The 16462-nt window shown below is 71.3% G+C and carries 15 protein-coding genes; 12 read left to right on the plus strand and 3 right to left on the minus strand.

What is annotated here, in order from left to right:
* The first annotated feature begins 16 nt into the window (after positions 1-16).
* From JIX56_RS22020 to JIX56_RS22070, 11 genes are all read left to right on the plus strand, one after another.
* Positions 17-793, plus strand: a complete 777-nt coding sequence (locus JIX56_RS22020; protein ID WP_257542920.1) for an ATP-binding cassette domain-containing protein — start codon at positions 17-19, stop codon at positions 791-793.
* Entirely contained in the window at positions 784-2046 is a 1263-nt protein-coding gene (locus JIX56_RS22025; protein WP_443031853.1) for a sugar ABC transporter permease, read from the plus strand. The genes JIX56_RS22020 and JIX56_RS22025 overlap by 10 nt, the downstream gene beginning before the upstream one ends.
* A 357-nt stretch (positions 2047-2403) precedes the next feature.
* Positions 2404-4182, plus strand: coding sequence for an FAD-dependent oxidoreductase (locus tag JIX56_RS22030; protein ID WP_257542921.1), 1779 nt, complete (start codon positions 2404-2406; stop codon positions 4180-4182).
* Positions 4183-4394: 212 nt separating this feature from the next.
* Entirely contained in the window at positions 4395-5096 is a 702-nt protein-coding gene (locus JIX56_RS22035) for a hypothetical protein (protein WP_257542922.1), read from the plus strand.
* Between the two features lie 217 nt (positions 5097-5313).
* Positions 5314-6471 carry a SchA/CurD-like domain-containing protein gene (locus JIX56_RS22040; RefSeq protein ID WP_257542923.1) on the plus strand — a complete coding sequence of 386 codons (1158 nt, stop codon included), beginning with the start codon at positions 5314-5316 and terminating at the stop codon, positions 6469-6471.
* Between the two features lie 177 nt (positions 6472-6648).
* The gene (locus JIX56_RS22045; RefSeq protein WP_257551020.1) at positions 6649-7032 is read left to right on the plus strand and encodes a cupin domain-containing protein; all 384 of its coding nucleotides are present in this window, start codon (positions 6649-6651) and stop codon (positions 7030-7032) included.
* Complete coding sequence (locus tag JIX56_RS22050; RefSeq protein ID WP_257542924.1) at positions 7029-8297, plus strand: beta-ketoacyl-[acyl-carrier-protein] synthase family protein; 1269 nt, start codon at positions 7029-7031, stop codon at positions 8295-8297. Before JIX56_RS22045 ends, JIX56_RS22050 begins: the two co-directional genes overlap by 4 nt.
* Positions 8294-9544: a ketosynthase chain-length factor gene (locus JIX56_RS22055; protein ID WP_257542925.1), complete on the plus strand. Its 1251-nt coding sequence runs from the start codon at positions 8294-8296 to the stop codon at positions 9542-9544. Before JIX56_RS22050 ends, JIX56_RS22055 begins: the two co-directional genes overlap by 4 nt.
* A gap of 33 nt (positions 9545-9577) precedes the next feature.
* Positions 9578-9835: an acyl carrier protein gene (locus JIX56_RS22060; protein ID WP_257542926.1), complete on the plus strand. Its 258-nt coding sequence runs from the start codon at positions 9578-9580 to the stop codon at positions 9833-9835.
* Position 9836: 1 nt separating this feature from the next.
* On the plus strand, positions 9837-10319 hold the full coding sequence (locus tag JIX56_RS22065; protein WP_257542927.1) for an SRPBCC family protein: 483 nt from the start codon (positions 9837-9839) through the stop codon (positions 10317-10319).
* An 18-nt stretch (positions 10320-10337) separates the two neighbouring features.
* Positions 10338-10670, plus strand: a complete 333-nt coding sequence (locus JIX56_RS22070) for a TcmI family type II polyketide cyclase (RefSeq protein ID WP_257542928.1) — start codon at positions 10338-10340, stop codon at positions 10668-10670.
* A 73-nt stretch (positions 10671-10743) separates the two neighbouring features.
* Here JIX56_RS22070 and JIX56_RS22075 read toward each other — a convergent pair whose 3' ends face one another.
* Together JIX56_RS22075 and JIX56_RS22080 are read right to left on the minus strand one after the other, a co-directional pair.
* Positions 10744-11739 carry a methyltransferase gene (locus JIX56_RS22075; protein WP_257551022.1) on the minus strand — a complete coding sequence of 332 codons (996 nt, stop codon included), beginning with the start codon at positions 11737-11739 and terminating at the stop codon, positions 10744-10746.
* 179 nt (positions 11740-11918) lie between these two features.
* The gene (locus tag JIX56_RS22080; RefSeq protein ID WP_257542929.1) at positions 11919-12983 is read right to left on the minus strand and encodes a right-handed parallel beta-helix repeat-containing protein; all 1065 of its coding nucleotides are present in this window, start codon (positions 12981-12983) and stop codon (positions 11919-11921) included.
* Between the two features lie 513 nt (positions 12984-13496).
* On the opposite strand from JIX56_RS22080, the gene JIX56_RS22085 reads away from it, so the two are divergent.
* Positions 13497-13916, plus strand: a complete 420-nt coding sequence (locus JIX56_RS22085) for a DUF2637 domain-containing protein (protein ID WP_257542930.1) — start codon at positions 13497-13499, stop codon at positions 13914-13916.
* A gap of 1 nt (position 13917) precedes the next feature.
* Here the strand turns inward: JIX56_RS22085 and JIX56_RS22090 are convergent, their stop codons facing one another.
* On the minus strand, positions 13918-16416 hold the full coding sequence (locus JIX56_RS22090; RefSeq protein WP_257542931.1) for a SpoIIE family protein phosphatase: 2499 nt from the start codon (positions 16414-16416) through the stop codon (positions 13918-13920).
* Between the last annotated feature and the right edge of the window lie 46 nt (positions 16417-16462).

Below are 16462 nucleotides of genomic sequence, written 5' to 3' on the forward strand. Positions count from 1 at the left end.
GGAAGGAGGTGGCGCCGTGGTGCAGCCGCTGCTGGCGTTGCGCGGCGTATCCAAGCGCTTCGCCGCCGTCCAGGCGCTGGTGGACGTGGAACTGGAGATCAGGGCCGGGGAGGTGGTCGCCCTGGTGGGCGACAACGCCGCGGGCAAGTCCACCCTGATCAAGGTGATCTCGGGGGTCGGTCCCCCCGACAAGGGTGTCATCAAGTGGGAGGGCGAACCCGTCCAGATCAAGCGCCCCCAGGACGCCCAGCTCCTCGGGATCGCGGCCGTCTACCAGGACCTCGCGATGTGCGGCAACCTCGATGTCGTCGCCAATCTCTTCCTCGGCCGGGAGATCCACCGGTTCGGCATCCTCGACGAGGTCGAGATGGAGCGCCGGACCCGCGAACTGCTGCGCACCCTGTCCATCAGCATCCCCGATGTACGGGTGCCGCTCGCCACGCTGTCCGGCGGCCAGCGGCAGGTCGTCGCGATCACCCGCTCGTTCCTCAGCGCGCCCAGGCTGCTGCTGCTCGACGAGCCCACCGCCTCGCTGGGCCTCGAACAGACCAATCAGCTCCTCGACCTCATCGAGGAGCTGCGCGACCGAGGCGCCGGGGTGCTCCTCATCAGCCACAACATGGGTGACATCAAGGCCGTCGCCGACAAGGTCGCCGTCCTGCGCCTCGGCCGTAACAACGGCGTCTTCGACGTGAACACCACCTCGCAGGAGCAGATCATCTCCTCCATCACCGGCGCGGTGGACAACACCGCCAACCACCGCCCGGCCGGCCCGGAGGAGGCATGGCCGTGAGGTGGAGGGGGAGGGAGAGCCGGGCGCGCGCCGCCGGCCGGCAGCCGGACGGGCACCGGTGGTACACCGGACGCCCCAGGTCGTACGCGGACGCGGTGCGCCGCAGGCTGCGCGAAGGTGAACTCGGCCCGGCCCCGGCCCTGCTCGCTCTCGCCGTGACCTGGATCGTCTTCCAGAGCCTCAACGAGAACTTCCTCTCGCCGCGCAACCTGTCCGTCCTCAGCGTGGAGATCGTCGGGACCGGCATGGTCGCCGTCGGCGTCGTCTTCGTGCTGCTGATCGGCGAGATCGACCTGTCGGTGGGCTCACTGGCCGGTCTCTCGGGCGCGCTGTTCGCGGCGCTGAACGTGAACCACGGGGTGCCGGAAGGGCTCGCCGTGCTCATCGCGGTGGTCTGCGGCGCCGCCGCCGGGGCCATCCACGGGTTCGTGTTCACCAAGATCGGCGTACCCGCGTTCGTCGTCACCCTCGCGGGCCTGCTGGCCTGGAACGGCCTGATGCTCTATCTGCTGGGGCCCGAGAGCTCCATCAGCTTCAGCCAGGACGGGCTGGTCGCAGAGCTGACCAGCCGCTATTTCAGCACCGCCGCCGTCACCTACGGCCTGGCGGCGCTCGGCACGGCCACGTACTTCCTCGTCTCCGCCTACGACCGCAGGCGCCGCGGTGCCGCCGGGATGCCGTACCGGCGGATGGGCGAGATCTGGGCGCGTACGGCCCTCCTCGCGGTGGCCGCGTTCGCCACCGTCTGGGTGCTGGGCCGGTTCGAGGGCCTGCCGCTGGCGCTCCTGATCTTCCTCGGCGTCATCATCGCCTCGGACCTCCTGCTGCGCCGCACGGCCTACGGCCGCCAGGTCCTCGCACTCGGCGGCGGTGTGGAGGCGGCCCGGCGGGCCGGCGTCGATGTGTCCCGCCTGCGGATCTCGGTGTTCCTGGTGTCGGGGACCCTGGCCGCGGTCGGCGGCCTGTTCGTCGCGTCGCGCCTCACCTCGGCGACCCAGGTCCCGGGCTCCGGGATGCTGCTGATCAACGCGATCGCCGCCGCCGTCATCGGCGGCACCAGCCTCTTCGGCGGCCGCGGCTCGACCTGGTCCGCCCTGCTGGGCGTGCTCATCATCCAGTCCATCGCCTCGGGCATGGCACTCCTGGGGGTCCAGCCCGCCGTCCAGTTCATGATCACCGGTGGTGTGCTGCTCATCGCGGTGATCTTCGACGCGTTGGCGCGGCGCGCCGCGGAGTCACGGGGGCGGGCCTGAGAGGGACGACCTGCCGGTCACAAGGTCTCAGTTCCCCACGCGCAGGACGTACGGAACCCGCCCGCACGCGTCTCATGTCCACCTCCGCAGCACCCCGAACCGGAGCGCGGTGCCGATCAGGATCGGCGTCACGCCGACGCCGTAGAGGCCGCCGGCGTCGTCCGACCAACTCCACGTGAGTACGTGAGCGCTCGGGGACGTGCCCGCCGACTCGGGGAACGGGACGGGTTAAGCGGGTGAAGCATGCGCCCGGGTGGGTGGTGTGGGGCATGGATGAAGCCCCCGGCCGGGATCCGGCCGAGTCGGCGGACACCACGGACACGACGGACACCCACACCCACGCGCTGGAGGCGAGCGATGCATCAGAGAGCCGATCGAACCGGTCGAGCCGATCAAGAGGGCCGAACCGGTCGAGCCGATCACACCGGTCGAGCCCATGGAACCGGCCCCACGACCCATCAGGTTCCCGTCCTCGTCGTCGGGGGTTCCCTCGTCGGGCTGTCGACCTCGGTGTTCCTGGGGCGGTTGGGGGTGCGGCACATGCTGGTGGAGCGGCACGCCGGTACCTCCATCCATCCGCGCGGCCGGGGCAACAACGTCCGCACGATGGAGCTGTTCCGGACGGCCGGTGTGGAGCCGGGGATCCGGCGGGCGGCCGCCACGCTGGCCGACAACCACGGCATCCTGCAGACGCCCACCCTGGTCGGCGAGGCGGGCGAGTGGCTCTTCAAGGAGATCGACGCGGGCGGCGGGCTGGCCCGGTTCAGCCCCAGTTCGTGGTGCCTGTGCAGCCAGAACGACCTGGAGCCGGTGCTGTTCGAGCACGCCGAGCGGCTGGGCGGCGATCTGCGGTACGGCACCGAACTGCTGTCGTTCGACAGCGATCCCTCCGGCGTCACCGCGGTGGTCAAGAGCCGGGAGACGGGTGAGCACACCACCGTCCACGCGGACTACCTCGTGGCCGCCGACGGCCCCCGCAGCCCGGTCCGCGAGCAGCTCGGCATCGGCCAGAGCGGTCCGGGCGACCTGTTCCACAACGTCAGCATCACCTTCCGCTCCCGCGGCCTCGCCGGCGTCGTGGGCGACCGGCGTTTCATCGTCTGCTACCTGACGAACCCGGACGCCGACGGCGCGCTGCTGCCCGTGGACAACCGGGAGAACTGGGTCTTCCACGCCCCCTGGCACCCCGAACGCGGCGAAGCGCTGGAGGAGTTCACCGAAGAGCGGTGCGTCGCGCACATCCGCCGCGCGGTCGGGGTCGCCGACCTCGACGTCCAGGTCACCGGCAAGGCCCCCTGGCACGCCGCCCAGCGGGTCGCCCGCAGCTACCGGGCGGGACGGGTCTTCCTGGCCGGTGACTCGGCCCACGAGATGTCCCCCACGGGGGCGTTCGGCTCCAACACCGGTATCCAGGACGCACACAACCTCGCCTGGAAGCTGGCGGCCGTGCTCGGCGGCTGGGCCGGGGACGGCCTGCTGGACACGTACGACGCCGAGCGCCGCCCGGTGGCGGAGGCGACCAGCGCCCGCGCCGCCGGCCGGTCGGTGGAGCACAGCCACCCCGGCTTCGCCCCGGCTCCCGGCGTCGGCGGTGGCGGGGGCGGGGGCCCGCAGCGGGGCATCCTCAACGTGGCCCTCGGCTACCGCTATCCGCGCGGCGCCGTCCTCGGCACCGACCCCGCGACCCCGGTCGTCCCGGAACGCCTCGACCTGTCCGGCGAACCCGGAAGCAGGGCACCCCACTTGGCGGTACGGCACCGAGGCGACCGTATCTCCACCCTCGACCTCTACGAACGCTCACTCGTCCTGCTCAGCGACGCCGACGCCAGCACAGGCACCGGCACCGGCACCGGCACCGGCACCGATGCCGCCGAACCGGGCGGCTGGCACGAGGCCGCCCTCCGCCTCGCCGAGGCGATGTCCGTCCCGCTGGCCTCGTACCGGGTGGGCGACGGGCCCGACGCCGACCTGACGCCCGAGGGCGGCGCGGACTGGGCGGCCGCCCACGGGACGACGCGTGGAGGCGCCGTACTGGTCCGGCCCGACGGGTTCGTGGCCTGGCGGTCGCCTGGGCCGGTCCCGGATGCCGAGTCGGCACTGCGCGAGGTCCTGACCACGCTGCTGGCAGCGGCCTGACCTTCTGTCAGACACAGTCGGCCGACCCCGCGACACCGGGGGTCGGCCGGCTGTTTGACGTGGTCGTTCCCTCGCTTCCCACGCCGGTTCACCCGAGTGATTGTCCCGAGTGGTGGCGGGGCGCGGACTGGCTGACGGTGGATCACGTCGGGGGCGGGTCATCCCAGCTGACGAAGTGCCAGCTGCCCTGCCGTCGACGGAAGGAACGTCAGATGCGCTCTGCTCGCATGCTCATGGCCACTGCGGCGACCTCGGCCGTCCTCGCACTCGGCGCACCCGTCGCCTACGCGGTCGAGGACGACGGGGACCACACGGACTCCTCCTACAGCAAGGAGCAGGACAAGGAGCAGGACTCGGAGAAGGAGTACGACAAGGAGAAGGACGCGGAGAAGGAGTACGGCAAGGAGAAGGAGCACGGTAAGGAGCACGACGGGCCGCGTGGTGGCATGCACACCGGTGGTGGCGCGCTGACCACCGTGAACGAGGACGACTGGACCAAGGAGGACTCTGAGACGTCCAAGGAGGACTCGGAAACCTCCAAGGACAGCACGAAGGGCGACGAGGGCTCCTGGACCGGCAAGCACAAGAAGCCCCACGGTGGTGTGCACACCGGCGGTGGCGCGCTGACCACCCTGAACGAGGACGACTGGAGCAAGCAGGACTCGGAGACCTCGAAGGACGGCGCGCACAGCGAGGACTCCTGGAGCGGCAAGCAGGACGAGAGCGCCGGCGGTGAGAAGCACGACGAGAACGGCTGGAGCGGGAAGCACGAGAAGCCCAGCGGTGGTGTGCACACCGGCGGTGGCGCCCTGGCCTCGCCGACCATGACCGCGGGCGGGCTGGCCGTGCTGACGGTCGCCGCCGGCGCGCTGTACGCGGCGCGCCGCAAGAAGTCGGCCGGAAGCGTGGCCTGATCCATGCCGGACGCGATAGCCGCCGCGGCCGCCACGCACGCGCCGCGTGGCGGCCGCCGGCCGGAGCCGGTTCCCCCTTACGAGTAAGCCGGTCACCCGCGTAGTGCATACGAGTCGCGCACCTGAGGGGGCGGGCTCAGGATCGAGGCACGCCGACGTCCCGCCGACGGGGCCGACGTCCGTCCGCCTCCGCCCCCATGAAGGAGATGTGCGCAGGATGACCACCACTTCTGAACGTGTTTCTGACCAGCTGACGCACCAGGCGTCGCAGCGTGTCTCCCAGTCCGTGTTCGACGGCTCCAGGCTCCGTGTCGTCCTGCTGGTGGACGTCTACGACGGCGCCCAACAGCAGTTCCTGGAGGCGTACGAGCAGCTGTGCAACCAGGTCGCGTCCGTCCCCGGGCATGTCAGCGACCAGCTGTGCCAGTCCATCGAGAACCCCTCCCAATGGCTCATCACCAGTGAGTGGGAGAGCGCCCCGCCCTTCCTCACCTGGGTGAACAGCGAGGAACACGTACGGATGGTGGAGCCCCTGCACAGCTGCGTCCGGGACACCCGTTCGCTGCGCTTCCACATCGTCCGCGAGACCGGCGGCCCGGCGGTGGACGCCGAGCCCGGCAAGCGCCGGCTCCAGACCTCGCCCCGGATCGGCGACGGCCTGATCCGGCACGCGCTCACCTTCACGGTCAAGCCGGGCAGCGAGGAGACCGTCGCCCGGATCCTGGCCGGCTACACCTCCCCCGAACCGAAGGTCGACGACACCACCCGGCTGTGCCGCACCTCCCTGTTCATGCACGGCAACCGGGTGGTGCGGGCCATCGAGGTGCGGGGCGATCTGCTCGCCGCGCTGCGCCATGTCGCCCGGCAGCCCGAGGTGCGGGCCGTCGAGGAGGCCATCAACCCCTATCTGGAGCAGGACCGGGACCTCGACGACCCCGAGTCCGCCCGGGTCTTCTTCACCCGCGCGGCGCTGCCCGCCGTCCACCATGTGACGGCCGGCCAGGAAAGCCCGGACGCCGTGCGGCACGCGTTGTACTACCCGGCCCGTCAGGGGTGCGGTCTGCGGCTGGCCGAGCTGCTCGCCCGCCAGGACGAGGCGGCGGCGGACGATACGCGCGGGCCGGTGCTGCGCAGCACGATCTTCCAGCGCGACGACGTCGTGGTGCGGCTGGTCGACGTACGCGGCGGGATCGACAGCGAACCCGGCCCCGTGCTCGGGCTCACGGATCGCGGACGGGCGGCCGAGCTGACGAAGCTGCTCGACGGCGCGGCCCTCGGCCTGGACGGTTCGGCGCTGAAGGACGGCGCCCCCGCCCGCCTGCTCACGGTCGCCCGCATGGAACTCGTCACCGACCGCCGCGCGCCCGACGCCTGACCCACCGCCACCCGGGCGGTGACGGCCACGCCCTCACGTAGACGCAGCACCTGTTCGACACAGCTCACGTTCGACGCAGCACATGTTCGGAGGAACGTCGTGATCAAACGCCATCCCGGAATCGTGGATGTCAGCGAGGTCGAGCCCAACACTCGGCGCGGCGGCGACCTGCGCGCCATGCTGACCCCCACCACAGTCGGCTCCACCAGCGGTTTCATGGGGGTCGCCATCGTGCCGCCCGGCGACCGCATCGCCGAGCACTACCACCCGTACTCCGAGGAGTTCATCTACGTCATCTGCGGGCAGCTGGAGGTGGACCTGGACGGCGAGCCGTATGAACTGCGGCCCGAGCAGGGGCTCCTGATCCCGTCCCACATGCGGCACCGCTTCCGCAACGTCGGCAGGGTGGAGGCCCGTATGGTCTTCCACCTCGGCCCGCTGGCCCCGAGCCCGCCGCTCGGCCATGTCGACACCGAGGACGCGAACGGCGTGCCGATCCCGGTGGAGGCCACCCACGCGGGTGCGGGGCGGGCGGCCGAGCGGCCTCAGGTCCGCTCATGACCAGGCGCGTGGCGGTCACCGGCATAGGCATCGTCGCTCCGGGCGGCATCGGTGTCCCGGCGTTCTGGGACCTCCTGGCAGGCGGTCGTACGGCGACACGCGGCATCACCTTCTTCGACCCGTCCGGCCTGCGGTCGAGGATCGCCGCCGAGTGCGACTTCGACCCGGCGGCCCACGGGCTGAACGCCGAGGACATCGCCCGGTGCGACCGGTACATCCAGTTCGCCCTGGTCGCCGGTGAGGAGGCGATTGCGGACTCCGGGCTCGACCTCGCCACGGAGAACCCCTGGCGGGTCGGGGTCTCCCTGGGCACCGCGGTCGGCGGCACCACCCGGCTGGAGCACGACTACGTCCTGGTCAGCGGCCGTGGGCAGCGCTGGGACGTGGACCACCGGGAGGCGGGCCCGCATCTGCAGCGGGCGTTCGCGCCCAGCACCCTCGCGTCGACGGTGGCGGAGCGGTTCGAAGCACGCGGGCCGGTGCAGACCGTCTCCACCGGCTGCACCTCGGGCCTCGACGCGGTCGGGTACGCCTTCCACACGATCGAGGAGGGCCGGGCCGACATCTGCATAGCCGGCGCCTCTGACTCGCCGATCTCCCCGATCACCATGGCCTGCTTCGACGCCATCAAGGCCACGTCCCCCAACAACGATGACCCGGCCCACGCCTCCCGCCCCTTCGACGCGGACCGCAACGGGTTCGTCATGGGCGAGGGCGGCGCCGTACTCGTCCTGGAGGAGCTGGACCACGCCCGGGCCCGGGGTGCGCACGTGTACTGCGAACTCAGCGGCTACGCCACCTTCGGCAACGCCTACCACATGACCGGTCTGACCACCGAGGGCCTGGAGATGGCCCGGGCCATCGAGGACGCCCTCGACCACGCCCGGCTCGACCCCACCGCCATCGACTACGTCAACGCGCACGGCTCGGGCACCAAACAGAACGACCGGCACGAGACGGCCGCCGTCAAACGGGTCCTGGGCGCACACGCCTACGACACGCCCATGAGCTCCATCAAGTCCATGGTGGGCCACTCCCTCGGCGCGATCGGCGCCATCGAGGTCGTCGCCTGCGCGCTGGCCCTGGCCCACCAGGTCGTCCCGCCCACCGCGAACTACGAGACCCCGGACCCGGAGTGCGACCTGGACTACGTCCCGCGCGTCGCCCGTGAGCGACGGCTGAACAACGTGCTCTCCGTGGGCAGCGGGTTCGGCGGCTTCCAGTCCGCGGTGGTCCTGACCCTGCCGAGGGAGAAGACACGATGAGCGAACGGCGTCCTCGGCGCGCGGCCGTCACCGGAATCGGCGTGGTCGCGCCCAACGGAACCAGCACCGAGACCTTCTGGAAGTCCACCAGGGAGGGCATCAGCGTCCTGGACCGGGTCACCCGCGACGGATGCGAGCACCTGCCGCTGCGGGTGGCCGGTGAAATCCGGGGCTTCGACCCGCCGTCGGCGATCGAGGAGCGCTACCTCGTCCAGACCGACCGGTTCACGCACTTCGCGATGGCGGCGGCCGACCAGGCGCTCGACGACGCCCGCCTCCACCGGCCCGAGACCGACGCCGCGCCGTTCTCCGTGGGCGTGGTCACCGCGGCCGGCTCCGGCGGCGGTGAGTTCGGGCAGCGGGAGCTGCAGCAGCTGTGGTCCAAGGGCAGCCGTTTCGTGGGGCCGTACCAGTCGATCGCCTGGTTCTACGCCGCCAGCACCGGCCAGATCTCCATCCGGCGAGGCTTCAAGGGCCCCTGCGGGGTGATCGCCTCCGACGAGGCCGGCGGCCTGGACGCCCTGGCGCACGCGGCGCGGGCCGTGCGGCGCGGCACCGATGTGATGGTGGCCGGCGCGACCGAGGCGCCGCTGGCCCCCTACTCGGTGGTCTGCCAGCTCGGCTACGACGAGCTGAGCACCGTCGAGGACCCGGAGCGGGCCTACCGCCCCTTCACGGCGGCGGCCTGCGGTTTCGTGCCCGCCGAGGGCGGCGCCATGCTCGTCGTGGAGGCCGAGAGCGCGGCCCGGCAGCGGGGCGCGCCCGTCCGGGCCGTCCTGGCGGGACACGCGGCGACCTTCACCGGCGCGTCCCGCTGGGAGCGGTCCCGGGAGGGGCTGGCCGAGGCGATCCGGGGTGCCCTGCGCGAGGCGGTCTGTGCCCCCGAGGAGATCGACGTGGTCTTCGCGGACGCCCTCGGCGTACCGGAGGCGGACCGGGCCGAGGCGCTGGCGATCGCCGACGCCCTGGGCCCGCACGGCATCCGCGTCCCCGTCACCGCGCCGAAGACCGCCATCGGCCGGGGCTACGGCGCGGCTCCCGTCCTGGACGTCGCCGCGGCGGTGCTCGCGATGGAGCACGGCGTGATCCCGCCCACCCCCAACGTCTTCGACATCTGCCACGACCTCGACCTCGTCACCACCCGCGCCCGCGCCGCCGAACCGCGCACGGCGCTTGTCCTCAGCCGAGGACTCATGGGGTCGAACTCGGCGCTGGTGCTACGGCTCGGCGCCGGCGACGCCTCGTAGCGAGGCGTCACCAACCACCAAGGGAGAACCCGCATGAGTGACCGCATCACCGTGGAAGAGCTGTCCGAGCTCATGAAGAAGGCCGCCGGAGTCACCGTCCCCCCGGAGGAGCTCCAACGGCGGTACGACTCGGGCTTCGACGCCCTCGGCGTCGACTCGCTCGGTCTGCTCGGCATCGTGGGCGAGCTGGAGAACCGTTACGGCACGCCGATGCCGCCGGACGCGGAGAAGAGCAAGAGCCCCCGGCAGTTCCTCGAACTCACCAACAGCGCGCTTCTCGCGGGAGCCTGACATGGCCGGACACACACAGAACGAGATCACCATCGCCGCGCCGGTCGACCTGGTCTGGGAGATGACCAACGACGTGGCGAACTGGCCCCGGCTGTTCAGCGAGTACGCCACCGCCGAGATCCTCTCCCAGGAGGGGAACAGGACGACGTTCCGGCTGACCATGCACCCCGACGAGAACGGCAAGGTGTGGAGCTGGGTCTCGGAACGGGAGACGGACCGCGACACGCTCAGCGTGCGGGCCCGCCGCGTCGAGACCGGGCCGTTCGCCCACATGGACATCGTGTGGGAGTACGAGAAGGTCCCGGGCGGCACCCGGATGGTGTGGACGCAGGACTTCGCGATGAAGCCGGACGCCCCGGTCGACGACGACTGGATGACCGGCAACATCAACCGGAACTCCAAGGTCCAGATGGCCCTGATCCGGGACCGCATCGAGAAGGCCGCCGCCGAGCAGGGTGCCGCCGCGCCCGGCCTGACCGACTGAGCCGGACGGAGAACGCCTGTGCACCACACCCTGATCGTCGCCCGGATGGCCCCGGACGCCGCCCCGGACATCGCCAGGATCTTCGAGGAGTCCGACCGGGGGGAGCTGCCGCACCTCATCGGGGTCTCCCGGCGCAGCCTCTTCCAGTTCGGTGAGGTGTACCTGCACCTCATCGAGTCCGAGCGCGACCCCGGACCCGCCATCGCCGAGGCGGCCGGGCACCCCGAGTTCCGGGCCGTCAGCGACCGGCTGACGGCCCATGTCAGCGCATACGACCCCGCCACCTGGCGTTCCCCGAAGGACGCGATGGCACGGCGCTTCTACCTCTGGGAACGCGACCCGGCCGGCTGACCCGGCCGACCACACCGGCCGCCGGGCCCGCGACATCGCGGGCCCGGCGGCCGGTTTCGCGGGGTGCCGGTGCTCAGCCGGGCACGTGGCAGTCGAACGCGTGCAGGTAGGCGTTGACCGGCCGCACGTCGTCGATGACCAGCCCCGCGGCCGTCAGCCTGCCGACCATGCTCTCGGTGGTGTGCTTGGCACCTCCCACATTGAGGAGCAGCAGCAGGTCCATGGCGGTGCTGAACCGCATCGAGGGCGTGTCGTCGACGAGGTTCTCGATGATCACGACCCGCGTTCCGGGCCCACCCGCACCGATGACGTTGCGCAGGGTCCGGGCGGTGCTGTCGTCGTCCCACTCCAGGATGTTCTTGATGATGTACACATCAGCCCGAACCGGGACGGCCACACGGCAGTCACCGGGCACGATGCGCATCCGGCCCGCGAGCGCGCCGCCCGCCCGCAGCCGCGGGTCGGCGTGCTCCACCACGCGCGGCAGATCGAGCAGGGTGCCGTGCAGCCCCGGATGCTTCTCCAGCAGGCTCGCCACCACATGCCCCTGACCACCGCCGATGTCGGCGACGGACGAACTCCCCGACAGATCCAGGAACTCCGCGACGTCCCGCGCCGACTGCACACTGGACGTCGTCATGGCGCGGTTGAAGACATCGGCCGACTCCGGGGCGTCCTCGTTGAGGTAGACGAAGAACTCCTTGCCGTAGAGGTCCTCGACGACGTTACGGCCGGTGCGCACCGCCTCGTCCAGCCTCGGCCAGGCGTCCCAGGTCCACGGCTCGGTGCACCACAGGGCGATGGCGCGCAGGCTGTGCGGGTCGTCCTCGCGCAGCAGCCGGGACATGTCGGTGTGCGTGAACGTCCCGTCCGGCCGCTCGGCGAAGACGCCGTAGCAGGACAGGGCCCGCAACAGCCGTCGTAGCGGCCTCGGTTCGGCCTTCACCGCCGCCGCGAGTTCCTCCACGGCCAGCGGGACGTCACCGAGGGCGTCGGCGACCTTCAGCCGGGCGGCCGCGCGCAGGGCGGCGGCACAGGCCGCCCCGAACACGAGCTCCCTGAACCGCATGGGCGCCGGTGGGGAGGGTGGGGAGGTGGTCTGCGCGGCCCCCGCCGTATCCACGGCCTGCACGGTCTGTGCCGTCTGTGCCGTCTGTGCCGCCTGTGCCGCCTGTGCTGTCTGTGCCGTCCGTGCGGTCGTCATGTGGCGTTCCTCCTCCGGGAGTTGATGAGCGACACCACGGCCGGTCAGCACAGTCCCGCGGGCTTGGACGCCCGGCAGGCGTTGCCCTGGAAGGTGTTGCCCTTGCCCGCGGTGTCCGTGTTGACGAGGTCCGCCGGGCCGTTGCCCTCCAGCACGTTGCCGGTGATCCGGTTCCGCTCGCTGGTGGTGCCCACGAAGCTCTTCCATACGACGATGCCGCCCGACAGTGGGGAGTTGCCGGTGTTCTCCCTGATCAGGTTCCGTGTCACCAGGGTGTCCTCGGTGCCGGTCAGGACGATGCCGGTGCCCTGCAGCGCGTCCAGCCGCGCGGTCTTCGGACAGGACTTGTTGTTCCGCTCGATGCGGTTGTCGCTCACCGTCAGCGCGCCGGCCCTCGGCTTGTTCTCGTCGCCCACGACGAAGACGCCCGCGCAGTTGCCGGTGACGAGGTTGTCCGCGACGGTGAGGTTCCGCAGGCGCCGGACGGTGACGCCGATCCGGTTGCCCTCCAGGAGGTTGTGCGCGACGACCGTTCCCTTGGTGTCCGCGGCGCCTTCCTCGGCCTTGATCGTGTTGGCGAGGAACAGGCCGGCGTCGCCGTTGTGCCGGGCGGTGTTCTGCCGGAACACACCGCGCACCGAACGCTCCTGGGCGATGCCCCAGACCCCGTTCTTCACGGCGGTCACATGCCGCACGGTCAGCCCGTCGGTCGACTCGGCGAACACACCGGACCCGGCGAAGCCGGTCACGGTCAGGCCGGCGACGGAGACACCCTTGACGTGGCGGCCCTTCTTCCCGACCACGCAGATGCCGTTGCCGCTCTTGGCACAGCTGTCGGCGGCCTTCTTCGCGGCCGGCCGGATCACGGTGCCGCGGCCCATACCGCGCAGGGTGAGCCCGGGCGTGCTCACCGTGACACTCTCGTGGAACGTACCGGAGGCCAGGAGAACGGTGTCTCCCGGCCGGGCGGCGTCCACCGTCTTCTGGATCGACTCCCCCGGAAAGACCACGTGGGTCCGCTCATGGGCGACAGCCGACGGGGCGGCCCCGAGCCCCACCCCGATGACCGCCGCGATACACGCCAGATGCGCAATATGCCATTTCGTCATATTGCGCACGTTATGACGAGATGCCCACGATCACGGCGGATAGGCCATCCGGGGGCGTGTCTGGACGTTGCCCGGGGTGACGATCTCGGCCTTTCACGCGACGAGCCTTCACCATTTCATCGACCATGGACCGCGATTCGGTCCTCGCGATATTCCCTGCCGGTCGATATTCTCCCGGATGCTCATTGTCTGACACCGACCCTCTCGCACCGGTCGGAAAAGCAGATCCCGAACGGACAGAATTCAAAAATGAGAACCGATTATGATTCGGTCGATCAGAACCCCGACTGCACTCAACCACTCGAGATGCAGCACATCTGGCTCCCCGGTCCGAGGACCCCGTCAGGCGGATGGGATGGGGACGACCAGCTGGTCCCCATGCCGCACACGGCGCACAGCATGGATCCCCTCGCACCCCTGATGGACGGTCATGAGCCCCCGCGCCGCCCGGTCAGCCGACGGCGACCACGCCCGGGGGCTCACATCATTTCCGGCAACCCGAGAATCATTCCTGTGGCGATCTTAATTTCGACGATCGCCGTGTGCGCGCTGACGATGCTGTACTGGTCGGTCTCTTATTCGTACAGCCAACTACGCGACATCGCCCTGCTCGTGGTGTCGGAACATCTGGCGCGTTGGTGGCCGCTGACCGTGTACGGGCCATGGCTGCTGGCGGGTCTGTCCATCCTGCGGGCGGCTGTTCAGAACCGAACCGCCCGTCGGTCCTGGGCGGTGATGCTGCTCTCCTCGGGCACGGCGGTCGCTCTGTGCATCGGTCAGTCAGGGAGTTCTCTGCTGGCCATGGTGATCGTCGGAATTCCCCCGATCACCGCACTGGTGTGCTTCCGTGAACTCGTCGGCCAGTTCTCGTCCAAGCACGGCCCCCGGCATGCCGCCGACGTCCTCAACGGGCCCAAGCAGGGCAGGCCCTAGGTCACGGTTCGGCGGGCTCGATGGTCTGTTCCGTCCAGATCGTCTTGCCGACGGGGGTCGGTCGGGTGCCCCAGCGCTGGGTGAGCTGGGCGACCAGGAGCAGGCCGCGGCCGCCCTCGTCGAAGGTGCGGGCGCGGCGCATATGGGGTGCCGTGCTGCTGGCGTCCGAGACCTCGCAGATGAGGCTGCGGTCATGGATGAGCCGCAGTTGGACGGGCGGCTCGGCGTGCCGGATGGCGTTGGTGACCAGTTCGCTGACGACCAGCTCGGTGACGAAGGCCGCGTCGTTCAGGCCCCAGATCTCCAGCTGGCAGAGGGCGTTCTTACGGGCCTCGGCGACGGCGGAGGGGTCGGGGGTCACGTCCCAGCTGGCGACGTGGTCGGCGTCGAGCGCGCGGGTGCGGGCGACGAGCAGGGCCACGTCGTCGGTGGGCCGCTGGGGAAGCACGGCTCCGAGGACCTTGTCGCACAGCGTGTCCAGGGAGGCGGCGGGAGCGGCGAGAGCCCGGCGCAACCGGTCCACGCCGTCGTCGATGGCGGCGCCCCGGGATTCGACCAGGCCGTTGGTGTAGAGGACGAGCAGGCTGCCCTCCGGCAGTTCCGTCTCCAGCGCCTCGAAGGGCAGTCCGCCCAGGCCCAGCGGGGGTCCCGCCGGAAGGTCGAGCAGATCCACGGTGCCGTCCGGGCTCACCACGACCGGCAGCGGATGCCCGGCCCGGGCGAGCGTGCACCGGCGGGTGACGGGGTCGTACACGGCGTACAGACAGGTCGCGCCGACGTCTCCCGTGGTCTCCCCGTCCCCCGGGGCCCGCTCCGCGCCCTCCGCCTCGGTGGCCAGGCGGGCCACGAGATCGTCGAGGTGGGTGAGGAGTTCGTCGGGGGGCAGGTCGATGTCGGCGAGCGTGCGTACGGCGGTACGCAGGCGGCCCATGGTCGCGGAGGCGTGGATGCCGTGGCCGACGACGTCGCCCACGACCAGCGCCACCCGGGCCCCGGACAGCGGGATCACGTCGAACCAGTCACCGCCCACCCCGGCCCGGGCGCCGGCCGGGAGGTAGCGGGAGGCGACCTCGACCGCGGCCTGCTCGGGCAGGCCCTGCGGCAGCAGGCTGCGCTGCAGGGTGACGGCCGTGCCGCGCTCGCGGGTGTAGCGCAGGGCGTTGTCGATGCAGACCGCCGCCCGGGCCGACAGTTCCTCGGCCAGGACGAGATCGTCCTGCTGGAACGGGTCGGGGTGCCGGTGCCGGGCGAAGACGGCGACGCCCAGGGTGGTGCCGCGCGCCGACAGGGGCACGGTCATCGCCGAGTGGAACCCGAAATCGCGGATACGGGAGGTCCTGAGCGGGTCCTGGGCCACCCAGTCGGCGATCGCGGGCTCGGTCACCCGGTACAGCACGGCCCGCCCCGACCGCAGACTCTCCACCGGCGGGGAGCCCTCCGGGTAGTCGTCCACCTCACCCGGCACGACGACCGCCTCGGGACTCCCCTCGTACACGGACTGGTGGGCGATCCGCCGCAGGGCGAGCGAACGGCGGCCCGCCGCCGATGCCTCCGAGGGCGACTCCCGCTCCCCCACCGCCGCCCCCGCCTCGACGTCGTCGGAGGTGCCGCCCTCGTCGAGGGACACCAGCAGATCGACGCTCATGAAGTCGGCGAGGTCCGGAACCGCCACGTCGGCCAGTTCCTGGGCCGTCCGCGTCACGTCGAGGGTGCTGCCGATGCGCCGGCCGGCCCCGGCGATCAGCTGGAGGCGCTTGCGGGCCCAGTACTGCTCCGTCATGTCGTGCCCCGTGGAGGCCACGCCGAGGACGCGGCCGTCGTCGTCCTCCAGCCGGTAGAGGTGGACCGACCAGGCGTGCTCACGGGTCTCGCCGGGGGCCCGCGCGTGGTTCTCCAGGTACTGCGGCTCGCCGGTCTCCAGGGCCAGCCGCATCAGCCGCTCGACCTCACCGCTCACGGGGTCGTCCAGCGCCTCCGTCATCCGCAGCCCGCGCAGGTCGTCGTCGCTCAGGCCCAGGGCGCCGCGGGAGGACCGGTTGGACCGGCGGAAGCGCAGAGCGGTGTCGTGCACCGAGGTCGCGCAGCACGGCGAGTCGAGGAACCCCCGCTGCGTGAGCGCGTCGTCGTCGGGGCGGGGCGGTGCCCCCGACAGGGCGGAGACCAGGAACCAGTCGCGGACCCCGGCGTACGACGTCCGGTGATGCGCCAGCACCTTGACCTCCACCCGGCGGCCGTCCCGGTGCCGGAGGACGAGCGTGCCGTGCCACCTCGGCAGGTCCCGGAAGGGCGGGAGGTCGCTCGCCGCGGGCTCCTCGGCGAGCAGGGAGACGGCCGGGCGGCCCAGGATCTGCGTCGGCGCGTACCCGAGGAGGTGTTCGGCGCCGGCGCTCCAGCCGGTCACGTAGCCCTGTTCGTCGACGGTGGCGCGCGCGGTGAGCGCCTCGCCGACGGCAGCCAGGCCGAGAACCGCTCCCAGGTCGTCGACGGTATGCCGCTCCATGGCCACTCATCTCGCTCTCGCCGAGCTCTTCACCCCACCGAGGTTC

Source organism: Streptomyces sp. CA-210063 (assembly GCF_024612015.1).
In the GTDB taxonomy this organism is placed as follows: Bacteria; Actinomycetota; Actinomycetes; order Streptomycetales; family Streptomycetaceae; genus Streptomyces.

Bases quoted from the DNA above. Each gene is read 5' to 3' on its own strand.
- JIX56_RS22040 (WP_257542923.1), top strand. From the start codon at position 5,314: ATGACCACCACTTCTGAACGTGTTTCTGACCAGCTGACGCACCAGGCG.
- JIX56_RS22055 (WP_257542925.1), top strand. From the start codon at position 8,294: ATGAGCGAACGGCGTCCTCGGCGCGCGGCCGTCACCGGAATCGGCGTG.
- JIX56_RS22030 (WP_257542921.1), top strand. From the start codon at position 2,404: ATGCATCAGAGAGCCGATCGAACCGGTCGAGCCGATCAAGAGGGCCGA.
- JIX56_RS22080 (WP_257542929.1), bottom strand. From the start codon at position 12,983: ATGACGAAATGGCATATTGCGCATCTGGCGTGTATCGCGGCGGTCATC.
- JIX56_RS22025 (WP_443031853.1), top strand. From the start codon at position 784: ATGGCCGTGAGGTGGAGGGGGAGGGAGAGCCGGGCGCGCGCCGCCGGC.
- JIX56_RS22050 (WP_257542924.1), top strand. From the start codon at position 7,029: ATGACCAGGCGCGTGGCGGTCACCGGCATAGGCATCGTCGCTCCGGGC.
- JIX56_RS22060 (WP_257542926.1), top strand. From the start codon at position 9,578: ATGAGTGACCGCATCACCGTGGAAGAGCTGTCCGAGCTCATGAAGAAG.
- JIX56_RS22035 (WP_257542922.1), top strand. From the start codon at position 4,395: ATGCGCTCTGCTCGCATGCTCATGGCCACTGCGGCGACCTCGGCCGTC.
- JIX56_RS22090 (WP_257542931.1), bottom strand. From the start codon at position 16,416: ATGGAGCGGCATACCGTCGACGACCTGGGAGCGGTTCTCGGCCTGGCT.
- JIX56_RS22065 (WP_257542927.1), top strand. From the start codon at position 9,837: ATGGCCGGACACACACAGAACGAGATCACCATCGCCGCGCCGGTCGAC.
- JIX56_RS22075 (WP_257551022.1), bottom strand. From the start codon at position 11,739: ATGCGGTTCAGGGAGCTCGTGTTCGGGGCGGCCTGTGCCGCCGCCCTG.
- JIX56_RS22045 (WP_257551020.1), top strand. From the start codon at position 6,649: ATGCTGACCCCCACCACAGTCGGCTCCACCAGCGGTTTCATGGGGGTC.